This window comes from Enterobacter cloacae complex sp. ECL72 (assembly GCF_019056635.1).
Classification (GTDB): domain Bacteria; phylum Pseudomonadota; class Gammaproteobacteria; order Enterobacterales; family Enterobacteriaceae; genus Enterobacter; species Enterobacter hormaechei_C.
Window position 1 is genome coordinate 496052 of the sequence record NZ_CP077659.1, and the last position, 16891, is coordinate 512942.

The following is a 16891-nucleotide window of genomic DNA, read 5'->3' on the forward strand; positions in this document are numbered from 1 at the left end:
TCGTTAAATCAGCGGGCATGATAACGAATTGTCGCATCGCTTGCATTGCTAATCGGGAAGCGGGCTTCTACTCTGTTGATAATCAAAATAATGAGGAGTGTCTTGTGCGTATTGGGATTGATTTGGGCGGCACCAAAACAGAAGTTATTGCGCTGAGCGAGCAGGGGGAGCAACTGTTTCGCCACCGTCTGCCTACGCCGCGCGATGATTATCACCAGACCATAGAGACGATTGCCCGCCTGGTCGATATGGCAGAGCAGGCAACGGGCGAGACGGGCACGGTCGGGATGGGGATCCCTGGCTCCATTTCGCCGTATACCGGCGTGGTGAAAAACGCCAACTCCACCTGGCTCAACGGTCAGCCGTTTGATAAAGACTTAAGCCAACGCCTGAACCGGGAGGTGCGTCTGGCGAATGACGCTAACTGCCTTGCGGTCTCTGAGGCCGTGGATGGCGCAGCGGCTGGCGCGCAGACCGTATTTGCGGTCATTATCGGCACCGGCTGCGGGGCGGGCGTGGCCTTCGGTGGGCGCTCGCATATTGGCAGCAACGGCACCGCGGGCGAGTGGGGACACAATCCGTTGCCGTGGATGGACGAAGATGAACTCAAATACCGCGCCGAAGTACCGTGCTACTGTGGCAAGCAGGGCTGTATTGAGACCTTTATTTCCGGCACGGGGTTTGCCACCGATTATCATCGTCTGAGCGGTCAGCCGCTGAAAGGTAACGAGATTATGCGTCTGGTTGAGGAGCAGGATCCGGTGGCTGAACTGGCGCTCAGCCGCTACGAAATGCGGCTGGCTAAGTCACTGGCGCATGTGATCAATATTCTTGATCCCGACGTGATTGTACTGGGCGGCGGCATGAGCAACGTCGACCGGCTGTACGCCACGGTGCCAACGCTGGTGAAACAGTGGGTATTTGGCGGCGAGTGCGAAACGCCGATCCGCAAAGCCGTCCACGGAGATTCCAGCGGAGTGCGCGGCGCGGCGTGGCTCTGGCCGGAATAAACGCAAAACCGTTTTTGATGTTTGTGCCCTCTCCCCGTGGGAGAGGGCCAGGGTGAGGGCACCAGAGCGCATCATCCCCCCATTTACTGCACCGCAAACTCCCTGTCCAGCCTGCTATATCCCAGCCCGTTGATCTTCTTCACTTTGATCTGCACCGGAATGCGCTCTTTCATTGCCTCTACGTGGCTGATCACGCCAATGGTTTTCCCGGTGGCGTTCAGCGCGTCGAGCGCGTCCAGCGCGGTGTCCAGCGTTTCGCTGTCGAGCGTGCCGAATCCTTCATCCAGGAACAGCGAGTCAATGCGCGTTTTGTGACTGACCAGATCGGAAAGCGCTAAAGCCAGCGCCAGACTGACCAGGAAACTCTCCCCGCCGGAAAGGGTACGGGTATCGCGTACCGCATCGGCCTGCCAGGTATCGACCACTTCCAGCTCCAGCGCGTCGCTGGCTTTACGCTGAAGCAGATAGCGGCCATGCAGACGGTTGAGCTGCTGGTTGGCAAGCCACACCAGATTATCCAGCGTCAGCCCCTGGGCGAATTTACGGAATTTATCGCCGGTGCTGGAGCCTATCAGCGCGTTGAGATAGCCCCAGTCGTCGGCCTGACGCGCCGCCTCCTCAATCTGCTGCATAAGCGCCTGCTGGTGCAGACGGTTATCGGCGTCCTGTTTGAGCTGCTGGCGGATCTCCCCCTGATGCGTGGTGTTGTCCCGAAGCTGTTGCGCCAGCTGGTGTAACTGCGCCTGAAGCGTTGCGGCATCGGTTTCCAGCCCCTCGGGGCGCTGTGCCTGATGCGCCTGAAGCTGCTGGCTTGCCTGCATCGAAAGCGCCGTGGCCTGCTGGAGCTGGTTTTCCAGCGTCTGCTTTTGTTGTTCAAGCTGGTGGATCGACGTTTCATCCAGCAGGGCGGAGAGAAATGCGTCCCGATCGGCAAAGCAGCTCGCGGTCAGCGCGGCGTTGAACTGAGCCTGTGATTGCTGGAGCCGTTCACGCTCAAGCGTCTCCTGTTGCTGTAGGGTGGTGAGCTGACTTTGCAGCGACACGCATTCGTCGTGGATGCCGCGCCAGTTCTCAGGGATAACCGCGTCGGCTTCTGCATCATTGGTAACCGGCAGCGTTTCCAGAATGGGCATCAGGGCGTTAATACCTTCCTGAATCGTACCGTGCTGGGCCTGTTTTTCCTGCCACAGGGTATATTCGCTTTCGCGCGCGCTCAGCCAGGCGCTTTCAGCCCCTTCATCGGGCACGCTAAGCGACAGCGATTGTAACGAGGCCGCCAGCGCCTGACGCGTCGCCGTCAGCTGCTGCTGGTACTGGCGCGCCTGACCTTCCTGTTCATTGAGCTGGTTTTGCAGCGTCAGACGCTGGCTGAGCTGATACAGCTGGCGTTCATACTGTTCCTGTTCGCTCATCCAGGGGGCTATATCATCCTGAATATTCAGCGCTATGTTCAGGGAGGCGCAGACCTCCAGCCACTCCTTAGTAAGTGCTTGCTCTTCCTCAGAGAGAGCCTGTGCTTCCTCTGTCTCGCGCTGGATCTGTTGGGTCAGCGCATTCACCTGCCCGAGCACCAGCAATCCTTCCTCTTTTAGCGCGGCAACCTCTTTCTCCAGCGCGTCGCGGCGGCGCTGATTGTCAGTCAGTTCAAGCGCCTGATACTGCACAACTGCCGGGTGTTCGCGTGAACCGCAGAGCGGGCAAGGCTTACCCGCTTCGAGCTGTGCACGATAGTTCTCAAGATCCTTGATTGTCGCCTCACGCTCACAGAGCGCTTTCAGGTCGGCATAGTGCTGATTTTTCTCTTTGAACTGCTGACGCCGCAGGATCAGCGTTTCATTGAACTTAGCCTGCTCAGCCTGCGCTTTCTGCACGCTTTCCGCATTCTGGCGCAGTCGTTTTTGCAGCGGCTGATAGCGAGCGTGAAGCGCTGTCAGACGCTGGCGGAGCGCCCGCGACTGTGCCTGTTGCTCCATTGCCGTCGCGAGATCCTCAGCCGTCAGCGTCAACCTACTTTCAGGCATCTCAGCCAGCTTCTGACGAAGCTCAGCCATGCGCGCTGACTGGGCAACAAGCTGATTTTTATCGCGACCCAGTTGCGTAAAATGCGCCCGCCAGCCGGCAATTTCCTGCCCCCACTGACGGAAACGATCGTGTTCGGTCAGCCACTGCGTCAGTACCTTGTGCTCTGTCTGCAACTGTTCACGGTTGCGCAGCGCACCGTTGCGAATACGCGAGCGCTGCACCGCTCTGTCGAGTAAGCGAGTATTTACTTCAACAATTCGCTCTGTTGTCTGCGCCAGGCGGGTGGTCTGCTCCTGCTGATACTCCCATAGCGGACGTAGCTGGGCGGCGGGCTGCGCCAGCTTGAGCTTCGCCAGTTGGGGCGCGGCGTCCGTCAGAGCCTGTTGCGCCTGCTGCTGCGAAGCGGCTGCACGCTGCTGCTCACGTATCAGTTCGTCGTTACGCGTAAGCCACTGAAAATCTTTCTGTTGGCTTTGCTGCTGTGCCAGCAGGACTTTTTCTTCGTCAGTAAGTGCCTGCAAACTTTGCTGCAAGTGCTGCTGCTGTTCCTCGCTCAGCAGCACAACCCCTGCGGCCTGCGCTTCGCACATCTCCAGCGCGTTACGTGCCGCTTTGTGTTTTTCAAAAACCATGGCGGAAATCTGGCCGTAAATTTCCGTGCCGGTCAGTTCTTCCAACAGCTCTGCGCGATCGCTCGGTTTAGCATTCAGGAAGGCGGCAAACTGCCCCTGAGAGAGCAACATCGAGCGGGTAAAGCGACCATAGTCCAGCCCGGTAAGCGCGGCGGTTTGTTCCAGCTTATCCGTGACTTTGTCGGCCAGAATTTTGCCGTCTTCGCAGCGGGCCAGCTCAACGCGCGGTGCCTGTAAGTTCCCGTCCGGCTGGTTGCGGGCGCGGTTCTGGCTCCAGAAAGCGCGATAAGCAACGCCTTTGACCTCAAATTCTACTTCCGCCAGGCATTCGGCGGTATCGCGCGTCATCAGGTCGTTTTGCGCCTGAGAGACCTTATTAAGACGCGGCGTTTCGTGGTAAAGCGCCAGGCAGATGGCATCCAGCAGCGTGGTTTTACCCGCGCCGGTTGCGCCGGTGATGGCAAACAGCCCGTTGCTGGCGAACGGCTCCGCGGTGAAATCAATTTTCCACTCACCCTTTAGCGAATTCAGATTTTTCAGACGCAGGCTCAGAATTTTCATGCGTTTTCGTCCTCGTCATGGAGGGAATGCAGGGTCTGGGCAAACAGCTCGTTAAGCCTGGTGCGTCTGGCCTCGTCCACCTCTTCATGCGCAAGCCGCCGCGCGAACACCTCTTCAACCCGAAGTTCGCTAAGCGTTTCACGCTGGGCGTTGAGCAGTATTTTCTCGCGCTGCTCGCGGCTGCGGCGTACCAGCAGCACCTCCACGGGAAGGTCTTCCGTCAGCGTCTGTATTTTACGCTGCATATCGTACAGGTAGTCGTCGGTGGTGATTTCGATATCGAGCCAGACGGGGGGATTAAGCGCTGCGCCGCGCCACTGCTCAAGCTGAGCGGTAATGGCGGCCAGATCGCCTTTCAGCACCGCCAGCGGCTGGGTGACCGGCACCTCAAGCGTCTCAACGGCGCTGAGTTTGCCTCCGGTGAAGCTCACCAGATGCACGGATTTGGCCTTGCCCGTTTCGTCAAAACTGAGCGAAATGGGCGAGCCGCAGTAGCGGATATGCTCGCAGCCGCCGATGATCTGCGCCCGGTGAATATGCCCGAGGGCAATGTAGTCGGCGGGGGGGAAGTTTTGCGCCGGAAACGCGTCCAGCGTACCGATATAGATCTCGCGCACCGCATCACTCTTACTGGCTCCGACGGTGGTGAGGTGCCCGGTGGCAATGATCGGAATGGCCTGATCGCCGCGCAGGGCGCAGGCTTCCGTATGTTGCTGGTGATAATAGCGGGTGATGGCCTGCAACAGATGCTGCTGTTTTTCGCTGCCGGACAGACCTGCCTGGCTTTGCACGATATCGCGCGGGCGTAAAAACGGAATTGGGCACAGCACTGCGCCCGGCGTGCCGTCGCGTTTTTTCAGGATCTGCGGCGCGTGTCCGGCGCTGGCCACCACGGTGGTATTGAGGAACGCCAGAATATCGCGGGATTCATTCAGCGTCGCCACCGAGTCATGGTTTCCGGCGACAATCACCAGGTGACAACCGGTTTGCTGGAGGTTGACCACAAAACGGTTGTACAGCTCACGCGCATAGCTCGGCGGCGATCCGGTATCAAAAATGTCGCCCGCCACAATAATCGCGTCCACCTCGTGAGCCTGAGCCGTCTCCAGCAGCCAGTTCAGGAACGCTTCATGTTCCGCGGCGCGGCTTTTGCTGTAAAAATTTTGACCCAGGTGCCAGTCTGAGGTGTGAAGTATGCGCATAAAAGATCCGTGGCAATAATAAGAAAGCAGGATTATAAACGTTCGGGGAACGGAAAATAACCGCTGTAATAAAACAACAGTTTGCTATTTATAGTGGTAATGTTTTTCATAAATCTGTCATAAATCTGACGCATAATGACGCCGCATTACAGACTTGTAACTTAAATACGATAAGACAGGGCAAAGTATGGCGAGACGTATTCTGGTCGTAGAAGATGAAGCTCCGATCCGTGAAATGGTGTGCTTCGTGCTTGAACAAAATGGCTTCCAGCCGGTTGAAGCGGAAGATTATGACAGCGCGGTGAACCAGCTGAATGAACCCTGGCCCGATCTGATCCTGCTGGACTGGATGCTGCCTGGCGGTTCCGGATTGCAGTTTATCAAGCATATCAAACGCGAGGCGATGACCCGCGATATCCCGGTGGTAATGCTGACGGCGCGCGGCGAGGAAGAGGATCGCGTGCGCGGTCTGGAAACCGGCGCGGACGATTACATCACTAAACCGTTCTCCCCGAAAGAGCTGGTGGCGCGTATCAAAGCCGTGATGCGCCGTATTTCACCGATGGCGGTGGAAGAGGTGATTGTGATGCAGGGGCTGAGCCTGGATCCTACCTCACACCGGGTCATGACCGGTGAAAATCCCCTCGATATGGGACCGACCGAATTTAAACTCCTGCACTTCTTTATGACCCACCCGGAGCGCGTTTACAGCCGCGAACAGTTGCTGAATAACGTCTGGGGAACTAACGTCTATGTCGAAGACCGAACGGTTGACGTCCATATTCGCCGCCTGCGTAAAGCACTGGAACTGAGCGGCCACGATCGCATGGTACAGACGGTCCGCGGCACGGGTTATCGCTTCTCGACCCGTTTCTGAACAATGACAGGAGTGTGACGCGTGCTGGAACGTCTGTCATGGAAAAGGCTCGTCTTTGAACTGATCTTATGCTGCATTCCGGCCCTCATTCTGGGGGCTATCTTTGGCTATCTGCCGTGGTTTTTACTGGTGGCCGTGACGGGATTGCTCGTCTGGCATTTCTGGAATTTACTGCGTCTCTCCTGGTGGCTGTGGGTCGACAGAAGTATGACACCCCCGCCGGGAAGCGGGAGCTGGGAACCGCTACTCTACGGCCTGCACCAGATGCAGATGCGTAACAAAAAGCGCCGTCGTGAGCTGGGAAGCCTGATCAAACGCTTTCGCAGCGGTGCGGAGTCGCTGCCGGACGCGGTGATCCTGACGACAGAAGAAGGGACAATCTTCTGGTGTAATGGCCTCGCGCAACAGCTACTGGGCCTGCGCTGGCCGGATGATAATGGTCAGAACATCCTGAACCTTCTGCGTTATCCCGAGTTCACGCTGTATCTGAAAAAGCGGGATTTTTCGCGCCCGCACAATCTGAAGCTCAATAACGGTCGCCATCTGGAAATCCGCGTGATGCCCTACAGCGATCGGCAGTGGCTGATGGTGGCGCGGGACGTTACCCAGATGCACCAGCTTGAGGGCGCGAGACGTAACTTCTTTGCCAACGTCAGCCACGAGCTGCGTACGCCGTTGACGGTGCTTCAGGGCTACCTGGAGATGATGCAGGAGCAAACGCTTGAGGGGCCGCCGCGTGAGAAAGCGCTGCATACCATGCGGGAGCAGACGTTCCGCATGGAAGGGCTGGTCAAACAGCTGCTGACGCTTTCAAAAATTGAGGCTGCCCCGTCGCTGGCGCTAAACGACATCATTGATGTGCCGATGATGTTGCGGGTGGTGGAGCGCGAAGCCCAAACGCTGAGTCATAATCAGCACACCCTGAGTTTTGACGTTGATAACACGCTGAAAGTGCTCGGCAGTGAAGATGAGCTGCGAAGCGCTATCTCAAACCTGGTCTATAACGCCGTGAATCATACTCCGAAAGGAACGCATATCGCGGTGCGCTGGCAGCATACCCCGGCGGGCGCTGAGTTTAGCGTCGAGGATAACGGACCGGGGATTGGGCCTGAACACCTCCCGCGTCTCACCGAACGGTTCTACCGGGTGGATAAGGCGCGCTCGCGGCAGACCGGCGGGAGCGGACTGGGGCTGGCAATTGTGAAGCATGCCGTCAGCCACCACGAAAGCCGGCTCAATATCGAAAGCACCCTCGGGAAGGGCACGCGCTTTAGCTTCGTGATTCCGGAACGATTAATTGCCAAAAAGAGCGCCTGACGGCAGATGTGTCAGGCTACCTTTCCACGGGCCAGCGAATGCTGGCCCATTTGCTTTGCAGTCAAGCGAAACGCGGATGAATATTATACGGTTGGTGCTTTTTTGTTCGCATGATTAGCCATGAGTTTTTCTTATACATGGCATATTATGTTGGTCTGCATTTTCATGCTGGCATATTGTTCTGGTTTTACGATCCCTTCTTGCCTTTAAACGTTATAAGCGTTTAAATTGCCCCCCATATACTGTCAGACCGACTGTATTTGCGTGGTAAATCGAAAAACTATTCTTCGCCACGCCAGGACGGGAGCATATCCCGCTGAAATTGAGCAAATTTTCCGCTGTATCGTCCCGTGAGGGATGGCGAAAATCTCAACGTATTCAACACCACATCCACAGGCAGTAAGGTTTTATGACCCATCACTTGAAATCGCGTGACATTATCGCGCTGGGCTTTATGACATTTGCGCTGTTCGTTGGCGCAGGTAACATCATTTTTCCTCCAATGGTTGGCTTACAGGCGGGTGAACACGTCTGGACGGCTGCGTTTGGCTTCCTGCTTACTGCCGTGGGCCTGCCGGTACTGACCGTTATCGCGCTGGCGAAAGTCGGTGGCGGTGTGGACAGCCTCAGCACCCCGATTGGCAAAGTGGCTGGCGTTCTGCTGGCAACCGTCTGCTATCTGGCCGTTGGCCCGCTGTTCGCGACCCCGCGTACGGCGACCGTCTCCTTTGAAGTGGGTATCGCCCCGCTGACCGGTGACGGCGCGATGCCGCTGTTTATTTACAGCCTCATTTACTTCGCCATCGTGATACTGGTTTCTCTCTATCCCGGCAAACTGCTGGATACCGTGGGTAACTTCCTGGCACCGCTGAAAATTGTGGCGCTGATCGTGCTGGCGGTTGCGGCCATCGTCTGGCCTGCGGGGCCCATCAGCTCCGCGATGGACGCTTATCAGAACGCGGCGTTCTCAAACGGTTTTGTGAACGGCTATCTGACAATGGATACGCTGGGTGCGATGGTGTTTGGTATCGTTATCGTTAACGCCGCGCGTTCCCGCGGGGTGACCGAAGCGCGTCTGCTGACTCGCTACACCATCTGGGCTGGCCTGATGGCCGGTGTCGGCCTGACGCTGCTGTATCTGGCGCTGTTCCGTCTGGGTTCAGATAGCGCAACGCTGGTCGATCAGAGCGCAAACGGCGCGGCGATCCTGCATGCTTACGTGCAGCACACCTTTGGTGGTGCAGGCAGCATGCTGCTGGCGGCGCTGATTTTCCTGGCCTGTCTGGTGACGGCGGTGGGTCTGACCTGCGCCTGCGCGGAGTTCTTCGCCCAGTATCTGCCGCTCTCTTACCGCACGCTGGTGTTTATCCTCGGCATCTTCTCCATGGCGGTGTCAAACCTCGGTCTGAGCCACCTGATTCAGGTGTCAATTCCGGTGCTGACGGCGATCTATCCGCCATGTATCGTGCTGGTGGTGCTGAGCTTCACCCGCCCGTGGTGGCATAACTCGACGCGAATTATTGCGCCGGCCATGTTTATCAGCCTGATTTTTGGTATCCTTGACGGGATCAAAGCATCAGCATTTGCAGAAATCCTGCCAGCCTGGACACAGCGTCTGCCGCTGTCCGAGCAGGGCCTGGCCTGGCTGATGCCTTCCGTTGTAGCGCTGGTTCTGGCGATTATCTGGGACCGTGCGGCAGGGCGTCAGGTGACATCCAACGCCCATTAATCAACGGCAACAAATTGTTTAACCACGGGGCTTAAGGCCCCGTGGTTTTTTGTTTTTTTCGTGTTGAATGGCAAGATTTTAATGGAAAGCACTAACAAACTTAAACGTGGATTGAGCACCCGCCACATCCGCTTTATGGCGCTGGGCTCGGCTATCGGCACCGGTCTTTTTTATGGCTCGGCAGATGCCATCAAAATGGCCGGTCCAAGCGTTCTGCTGGCCTACATCATCGGCGGCGTGGCGGCCTATATCATCATGCGTGCGCTGGGGGAGATGTCGGTTCACAACCCGTCTGCCAGCTCGTTTTCACGCTATGCACAAGAAAACTTAGGCCCGCTGGCCGGGTTTATCACCGGCTGGACTTACTGCTTCGAAATTCTGATTGTCGCCATTGCCGATGTGACGGCGTTTGGCATCTATATGGGGGTCTGGTTCCCCGCCGTGCCGCACTGGATCTGGGTACTGAGCGTGGTGCTGATCATCTGCGCCGTCAACCTGATGAGCGTGAAGGTGTTTGGCGAGCTGGAGTTCTGGTTCTCCTTCTTCAAGGTCGCGACCATTATTATCATGATCCTCGCCGGTTTCGGCATCATCATCTGGGGTATCGGCAACGGTGGGCAGCCAACCGGCATCCATAACCTGTGGAGCAACGGCGGCTTCTTCAGCAACGGCTGGCTCGGGATGGTCATGTCGCTCCAGATGGTCATGTTCGCCTATGGCGGTATTGAGATTATCGGCATCACCGCCGGGGAAGCGAAAGATCCGGAGAAGTCCATTCCGCGCGCCATCAACTCGGTGCCGATGCGTATCCTGGTGTTCTACGTGGGCACGTTGTTTGTGATTATGTCCATCTACCCGTGGAACCAGGTGGGCACCAACGGCAGCCCGTTTGTCCTGACTTTCCAGCATATGGGCATTGCGTTTGCCGCCAGTATTCTCAACTTTGTGGTACTGACCGCCTCGCTGTCGGCCATCAACAGTGACGTGTTCGGCGTGGGTCGTATGCTGCACGGCATGGCGGAGCAGGGCAGTGCGCCGAAGGTGTTTGCCAAAACGTCGCGTCGCGGCACCCCGTGGGTAACGGTGCTGGTCATGACCGTGGCGCTGCTGTTCTCGGTTTACCTGAATTACATCATGCCGGAGAACGTCTTCCTGGTGATTGCGTCACTGGCGACCTTTGCGACGGTGTGGGTGTGGATCATGATCCTGCTGTCGCAGATTGCGTTCCGTCGCCGCCTGTCGCCAGAAGAGGCCAAAGCGCTGAAGTTTAAAGTGCCGGGCGGCGTGCCAACGACCATTGTCGGTCTCATCTTCCTGGTCTTCATCATTGGCCTGATTGGTTATCACCCGGATACCCGTATTTCCCTGTACGTGGGCTTCGCGTGGATCGTCCTGCTGCTGGTGGGCTGGATGTTTAAATGTCGCCGCGATCGTCAGCTGGCGGAAGCACAGTAAGGTAAAAATGCCGGGTGGCGCTGCGCTTACCCGGCCTACACTCCCTTTTGCCCTGGAAAAAATCTCCTCCTCCGTTCTCCTCCCCCAATAATCCCGAACACGATGAGCTATCTTTAATCACCCTGTGGCAAGGTGACGTCAATTTCATCAAAGGGGATTCGTGATGTTAAACGCCTGGCACCTTCCGGTTGCCCCATTTGTTAAGCAAAACAAAGACAACCTTGTGATTACGCTCTGGCTGGCAGGGGACAATCAGCCTGAACGTGTGACCCTGCGCGCCGAAGTGGATAACGAAGAAACGTCGCTGAAAATGCACAAAGTGCGCAGCCAGCCGCAGCCGGGCGTCACGGCGTGGCGGGCAAATATCGATTTGCGCAGCGGGCAGCCGCGTCGCCGCTACGGCTTCAAGCTGCTGTGGAACAACCGGCAGCTGTGGTTTACCCCGCAGGGCTTCAGCCGTTTTCCTCCGGCCCGGCTGGAGCAGTTTACCGTGGATCACCCGGATAACGGCCCGCAGTGGGTTAACGATCAGGTCTTTTACCAGATTTTCCCGGACCGCTTTGCGCGCAGCGAAAAGCGCAACGCCGATCAGGACAAGGTTTATTACCATCATGCGGTCGGTCACGACATTATTCTGAAAAAATGGGACGAGCCGCTGACCGCCCAGGCGGGGGGATCGACCTTTTACGGCGGCGATCTCGACGGTATCAGCGAAAAACTGCCGTACCTGAAAACGCTCGGCGTCACGGCGCTGTACCTGAACCCGGTGTTTAAAGCGCCAAGCGTGCACAAATACGATACGCAGGATTATCGCCACGTTGACGAGCAGTTTGGCGGTGACGAGGCGCTGCTGCGGCTGCGGCACAACACGCAAAAAGAGGGTATGCGCCTGATCCTTGATGGCGTGTTCAATCACAGCGGTGATTCGCACGCGTGGTTTGACCGTCATAATCAGTCGATGAGCGGCGCATGCCATAATCCGGACTCACCGCAGCGTGACTGGTACAGTTTTGATGAGAATGGCCGCGCCCTGGACTGGCTGGGCTACCCGAGCCTGCCGAAGCTCGATTTCCAGTCGCCATCGCTGGTGAATGAGATCTACGGCGACGACGACAGCATCGTGCGCCACTGGCTGAAAGCGCCGTGGAACATGGACGGCTGGCGGCTGGACGTGGTGCATATGCTGGGTGAATCAGGCGGGGCGCGGAATAACCTTCAACATGTCGCCGCCATTACCCGGTCGGCAAAAGCGGCCCGGTCGGAAGCGTTCGTCTTCGGGGAGCACTTTGGCGACGCGCGTCAGTGGTTGCAGGCTGATGCAGAAGACGCGGCGATGAACTATCGCGGCTTCACCTTCCCGCTGTGGGGTTTCCTCGCTAACACCGATATCTCTTACGATCCGCAGCATATCGACGCCGAAACCTGCATGGCGTGGATGGAAAACTATCGCGCTGGCCTGTCGCATCAGCAGCAGCTGCGGATGTTTAACCAGCTCGACAGCCATGATACCGCGCGCTTTAAATCATTGCTGGGTAAAGATGTGGCGCGTCTGCCGCTGGCGGTGACCTGGCTCTTTACCTGGCCGGGCGTACCCTGCATCTACTATGGCGATGAAGTGGGGCTGGAGGGGAATAACGATCCGTTCTGCCGTAAAACCTTCCCGTGGGAGAGTGAAAAACAGGATCAGGATCTGCTCAGCCTGTACCAGCGTATGGCGACGCTGCGCAGGCAGAGTCAGGCCCTGCGCTACGGGGGCTGTCAGGTGATGTACGCCCACGATAACGTGGTGGTGTTTGTCCGCGTCTATAACCAGCAGCGTGTGCTGGTGGCGATCAACCGGGGCGAGGCGTGTGAAGTGGTGCTGGAAGATTCACCGCTGCTGGCCGGTAAAACGTGGAAGATCAAAGAGGGTAAAGCGACGTTCCAGGAGAGCGTGCTCACGCTGCCCGCGATTTCCGCTGCGGTCTGGTTCGGCAGCTAAGCGCAGGCAGAATGGTTTTCACCTTTTAAGATGGCGCAAATGCAACGATTTGTGTCAATCTTAGCGGATCGTTTACGGTGAAGGTGGAAACATGGACGAGCTTTACATCCTTGGCTGTTTGTTCCTGGTTTTTGCGCTGGTCGTGGCACCCGTGCTCGCGGTGATAGGTTTTAACCGAAGCACGGCGGCGCGGCAGGAGATCGCCCGGCTTCGCCAGCGCATTGAGGCGCTTGAGCAGCGCGGTGTCACTGAGAAAGCGCCGGAGCCGGTGCAGACCGCCGCGCCGGTGGAGACGCCAGCGTCGGTGGCAGAAGCCGTTACCCCACCTGTCGATCCCTGGCGTCCCGAACCGCCCGTCACTGAAGCAGAACCAGCGCTTGTACCGGCGGCAAAACGGCCTTCCGCCTTTGGCGGCATCCTGTCCTCGCTGACGCGCTGGTTTATGCAGGGCAATCCGCTGGCAAAACTGGGGATTGTACTGCTCTTCCTCGGCCTCTCTTTCCTGCTGCGCTATACCGTTGAACATTCACTGTTTCCGATTGAGCTGCGTCTTGCCGCCACGGCGCTGTTTGCCATGGTTCTGCTGGCCGTTGGATGGCGGCTGCGGCACAGGCAGCGGATCTACGCGCTGATCCTCCAGGGCGGGGCGACCGGCGTGCTTTATCTGACCGTCTTTGGCGCATTCCGGCTGTGGCAAATGCTGCCGATGACGCTGGCGTTTGCGCTGCTGGTGGTGATTTGCGCGGCGAGCGTCGGGCTGGCCGTGCTGCAAAAGGCGCTGAGCCTTGCCATGCTGGCGAGCCTCGGCGGATACCTTGCGCCGCTGCTGTTGTCTACCGGAGGCGGCAGCGTTGTGGCGCTGTTCTCCTTCTATCTCATGCTTTCCATCGGCATTCTCGCCATCAGCATCTGGCAGCACTGGCGCGAGCTCAACCTGCTCGGGCTGCTCTTCACGTTTGGCGTTGGCGGGGTATGGGGGCTGAGCGACTACCAGCCTGAAGACTATGCTATCTGTCAGCTGTTCCTGATTGCCAATACGCTTATTTTTGGCGTGTTTAGCGTGGCGCTGTCGCTGCGGGCGCAGGAAAAAGGCAAACAGATTATTGACGGCGCACTGCTGTTTGCTCCGCCGCTGATTGGTTTTGGGATGCAGTATGGCATGACGTCTCACTGGACGTACGGCCCGGCGCTCAGCGCGCTGGGCTATGGTGCGTTTTATCTCTCACTGGCGTTTCTCGCACTGCGACGCTATCCGTCTGTCGGGCGGCCACTGGTTATGGCGGCGCTGGCGATCGGCGGCGGGTTTGCCACGCTTGCCATACCGCTGGCGCTTTCAGCGCGCTGGACGGCGATGGCCTGGGCGCTGGAAGGGTTGGGTATTCTCTGGCTGGGCGTGCAACAGCAGCAGCGGCGCATGAGCTATAGCGGGACGGCGCTGCTGGTGCTGGCGCTCGGCAGCGCGATATGGGCGCAAATGGACGGCGTCACCTCGTTGAGCCTGCTGCTTATTTTCGCAGTGCTCAGTCTTTGCTGGCTGGCTGCGGCCTGGCTGTGGCAGAAAATCGCACAGCCGGGCAGTTGGGCATTGCTGGCCGGTGGGCTGCTGTTCTGGTTAGTGGCGCAGCTGGGCGCGTCGCAGCTGTTCCTGAAGCAGGAGTTATCGGTTCTGGAAGGCGTAATGGCGCTGACGGCGGCGTCGGCCTGGGGATGGCGGCAGGCTGCCGCTCGTCTGGCGTGGCGGGAGCTGGATGCCAGCAAATGGCTGCTGTGGCCGGTGATGCTGCTGATGGTGCTGTATCAGATCTGGCAACAGCAAATCCTGGCGGCCGGCTGGGCAAATCTGGCCTGGGCTATTGCGCTGCCTGCCGCCCTGATGCTGCTGCGGCGCGACGAAGATAAACTTCTGCCGCGCATCTCAATGGGACTGCATCTGTCGCTGGTGTGGATGATTTTACTCGCCATAGCCGCCGAGCTTTACTGGTTTGCCCGCTCCCTGCCGTGGGGCATGGCGGCCTGGGGAAGCGGCATTGCGATGGCTGTTGGCGGTGGGGTGATTATGGCGCTCTCCGCGGCCGTACGGCGTCGCGGGTGGCCGTTCCGGGTATGGCCTGCGCTCTACGCCTGCCTTGCCGCGATCCCTGTGGTTGTGGCGCTGGTGGTATTGCTGGTCGTGACCAATTTGCAGGACGGTGTGGTCTATCAACAGACATGGCTGCCGCTGGTGAACCCGCTTGAGGAAGGGGCGGCGTTCTCGCTGCTGGGGCTGGTGGTGTTTTATCGGGAAGTGGATCGCTACTATCCGGCATCGTTTGCGCAGTCCCGTCCGTGGCCCGCCGTTGTGCTGATGGCCCTGGGTTTCTGGTGGCTTAACGGCGCATTGCTGCGCGCGCTGGCGTGGTACGGCGAGGTGGCCTGGAATTGGGAGTCGTTGTGGCATTCGCGGCTTATCCAGACCACCTTTGCCCTGTTCTGGATGTTGTGCGCGCTGGTGGTCATGATCCGCGCCACCCGTCACGCCTCCCGGCAGCAGTGGCTTGGCGGTGCGGCGCTACTGGGGGTGGTCATGCTCAAACTGATGCTGGTGGACAGCGCGGGCGGTGGCGGCCTGGCGCGCGCCGTCGCGTTTATTGGCGTGGCGATCCTGGTCCTGATTGTGGGCTATTTCTCGCCGCTACCGCCTAAGGCAGGAGAAGAAAAATGAAATGGATGAACGCGGTTGTTTGTGCGGCACTGCTGGCCGTGGCCGGTCCGGCATTCTGCGAGGGCGCGCCAGCGGAATCCCCGCGGGATTATGCCTATGGCCTGTCCCTTGATACTTCTGCCTCTTCGCCGTGGTATCGGGTCATGCTGCCGCTGGCGGTTTATCAGCAGAGCACATCGCCCGATCTGCGCGACGTGCGCGTGTTTAATCAGTCGGGCGAGCCGGTACCGTTCAGCCTGGTTACCACGACGCGTCCGCAGCCGGCACCGACCACCACGGCGCTGCGCCTCTTTGCGCTTAACGCCTCGCCGGGCGGAGAAGAGGACAGCGGCGATAAAATTATGCTACGGGCCAGAAACGGCGTGGAAATTGTGCTGGAAGAGCAACATGCAGCGGCTGCCGGACAGCACTATCTGCTGACCCTGCCGGAAAACGCGACGGAGGTTCCGCTCTCTCAGCTCCAGCTTTTCTGGGACACGCCGCAGGGCTCGTGGCAGGGGACGGCATCGGTCTATTACAGCGAGGATCTGAAAAACTGGTATACCCTGCGCGAAGAGATGCCCCTGCTGGACGTGATGAGTGGACAGGATCGCCTGAAGCTCGACCGCATCGATACCGATCTGGTGTTATCGCCTGAGGCGAATCGTTATCTGCTGCTGGTGCTGAACACGGGGCGTTCTGCCCTGACGTTAACCGGCGTCAACGCGATTAACGCGACTGAACAGCCGGAATCTGAGCACATTAGCCTGGCGGGAGAGGGGGAGCGGTTATCCGAAAGCGAAGCCGTGTGGCGCTGGAAACATCCGCAGCCTCTGAGTGCGATCGGCTTCATGCTGAATGGCGACGGTGTTCTCCCGGCAGAAATAGCCTGGCGGGAGGCGGATAAGGATCGGTGGCATACGCTGAAAAAAGAGGTGATCTACCAGCTCGGCGGCAAAACGTCTGAACCTGTTCCGCTCCCTGGCGGACTGGTCGAGGCGGTAAAAATCAAGACCCTCAATGCGCGTTTGCCTGAGAACCTGCCTGGCGTGACCGGGCAACGCGTGCGCTACGATCTGGTGTTTAACGCGCAGGGGAAGGGGCCGTACCTGCTCGCGTGGGGGAACGGGGCTGCGAAACCGGCGAGCGTGGAGACGGATATGCTGATCCCGACCGAACTGCGTAAAACCTACGATCTGGCAGCCCTGCCGATGGCGGATACGCTGGAACCTGTCCCGCTGGGTGGCGAGGCGCGTTTAACCGCGACGTCTGCGGCTGAGCAGGAAAGCAGAATGAAAACGCTGATGGTCTGGGGCGTACTGATTGCGGGGGTGATGGTGCTTGCGGGTATGGCATGGCGCATCTGGCGCGAGGTAAAAAAAGAAGGCGCAGCATAAGCCATAAAAAAACCCGCGTATTCGCGGG

10 protein-coding genes are annotated in these 16891 nt (G+C 58.4%); 8 read left to right on the forward strand and 2 right to left on the reverse strand.

The window, feature by feature from the left end:
- The first annotated feature begins 104 nt into the window (after positions 1–104).
- On the forward strand, positions 105–1010 hold the full coding sequence (gene mak / locus KTH07_RS02360) for a fructokinase (RefSeq protein ID WP_023303177.1): 906 nt from the start codon (positions 105–107) through the stop codon (positions 1008–1010).
- Between the two features lie 83 nt (positions 1011–1093).
- Here the strand turns inward: mak and sbcC are convergent, their stop codons facing one another.
- Entirely contained in the window at positions 1094–4225 is a 3132-nt protein-coding gene (sbcC, locus tag KTH07_RS02365) for an exonuclease subunit SbcC (protein WP_045331384.1), read from the reverse strand.
- Positions 4222–5427, reverse strand: coding sequence for an exonuclease subunit SbcD (gene sbcD / locus KTH07_RS02370; protein ID WP_017694432.1), 1206 nt, complete (start codon positions 5425–5427; stop codon positions 4222–4224). The genes sbcC and sbcD overlap by 4 nt, the downstream gene beginning before the upstream one ends.
- 187 nt (positions 5428–5614) lie before the next feature.
- Here sbcD and phoB point away from each other — a divergent pair, with 187 nt between their 5' ends.
- The 7 genes from phoB (at position 5615) to KTH07_RS02405 (ending at position 16863) form a co-directional block, all read left to right on the forward strand.
- Positions 5615–6304 (forward strand): phosphate response regulator transcription factor PhoB, encoded by a 690-nt coding sequence (gene phoB, locus KTH07_RS02375; protein ID WP_023303179.1) that lies wholly within the window; start codon positions 5615–5617, stop codon positions 6302–6304.
- Positions 6305–6325: 21 nt separating this feature from the next.
- Positions 6326–7621, forward strand: a complete 1296-nt coding sequence (gene phoR, locus KTH07_RS02380) for a phosphate regulon sensor histidine kinase PhoR (protein WP_023303180.1) — start codon at positions 6326–6328, stop codon at positions 7619–7621.
- Between the two features lie 409 nt (positions 7622–8030).
- Positions 8031–9350 (forward strand): branched-chain amino acid transporter carrier protein BrnQ, encoded by a 1320-nt coding sequence (gene brnQ / locus KTH07_RS02385; protein WP_003859118.1) that lies wholly within the window; start codon positions 8031–8033, stop codon positions 9348–9350.
- An 81-nt stretch (positions 9351–9431) separates the two neighbouring features.
- A complete protein-coding gene (gene proY / locus KTH07_RS02390; protein WP_017383160.1) occupies positions 9432–10805 on the forward strand; it encodes a proline-specific permease ProY in 1374 nt (457 codons plus the stop codon).
- A 163-nt stretch (positions 10806–10968) separates the two neighbouring features.
- The gene (gene malZ, locus KTH07_RS02395) at positions 10969–12786 is read left to right on the forward strand and encodes a maltodextrin glucosidase (protein ID WP_032620161.1); all 1818 of its coding nucleotides are present in this window, start codon (positions 10969–10971) and stop codon (positions 12784–12786) included.
- A gap of 91 nt (positions 12787–12877) precedes the next feature.
- Positions 12878–15487 carry a DUF2339 domain-containing protein gene (locus KTH07_RS02400; protein WP_045331381.1) on the forward strand — a complete coding sequence of 870 codons (2610 nt, stop codon included), beginning with the start codon at positions 12878–12880 and terminating at the stop codon, positions 15485–15487.
- Positions 15484–16863, forward strand: a complete 1380-nt coding sequence (locus KTH07_RS02405) for a DUF3999 domain-containing protein (protein WP_032620156.1) — start codon at positions 15484–15486, stop codon at positions 16861–16863. Before KTH07_RS02400 ends, KTH07_RS02405 begins: the two co-directional genes overlap by 4 nt.
- Positions 16864–16891: the final 28 nt, after the last annotated feature.

Coding starts and splice junctions, on each gene's coding strand:
- brnQ (WP_003859118.1), top strand. CDS start 8,031: ATGACCCATCACTTGAAATCGCGTGACATTATCGCGCTGGGCTTTATG.
- sbcC (WP_045331384.1), bottom strand. CDS start 4,225: ATGAAAATTCTGAGCCTGCGTCTGAAAAATCTGAATTCGCTAAAGGGT.
- malZ (WP_032620161.1), top strand. CDS start 10,969: ATGTTAAACGCCTGGCACCTTCCGGTTGCCCCATTTGTTAAGCAAAAC.
- KTH07_RS02400 (WP_045331381.1), top strand. CDS start 12,878: ATGGACGAGCTTTACATCCTTGGCTGTTTGTTCCTGGTTTTTGCGCTG.
- proY (WP_017383160.1), top strand. CDS start 9,432: ATGGAAAGCACTAACAAACTTAAACGTGGATTGAGCACCCGCCACATC.
- phoB (WP_023303179.1), top strand. CDS start 5,615: ATGGCGAGACGTATTCTGGTCGTAGAAGATGAAGCTCCGATCCGTGAA.
- sbcD (WP_017694432.1), bottom strand. CDS start 5,427: ATGCGCATACTTCACACCTCAGACTGGCACCTGGGTCAAAATTTTTAC.
- KTH07_RS02405 (WP_032620156.1), top strand. CDS start 15,484: ATGAAATGGATGAACGCGGTTGTTTGTGCGGCACTGCTGGCCGTGGCC.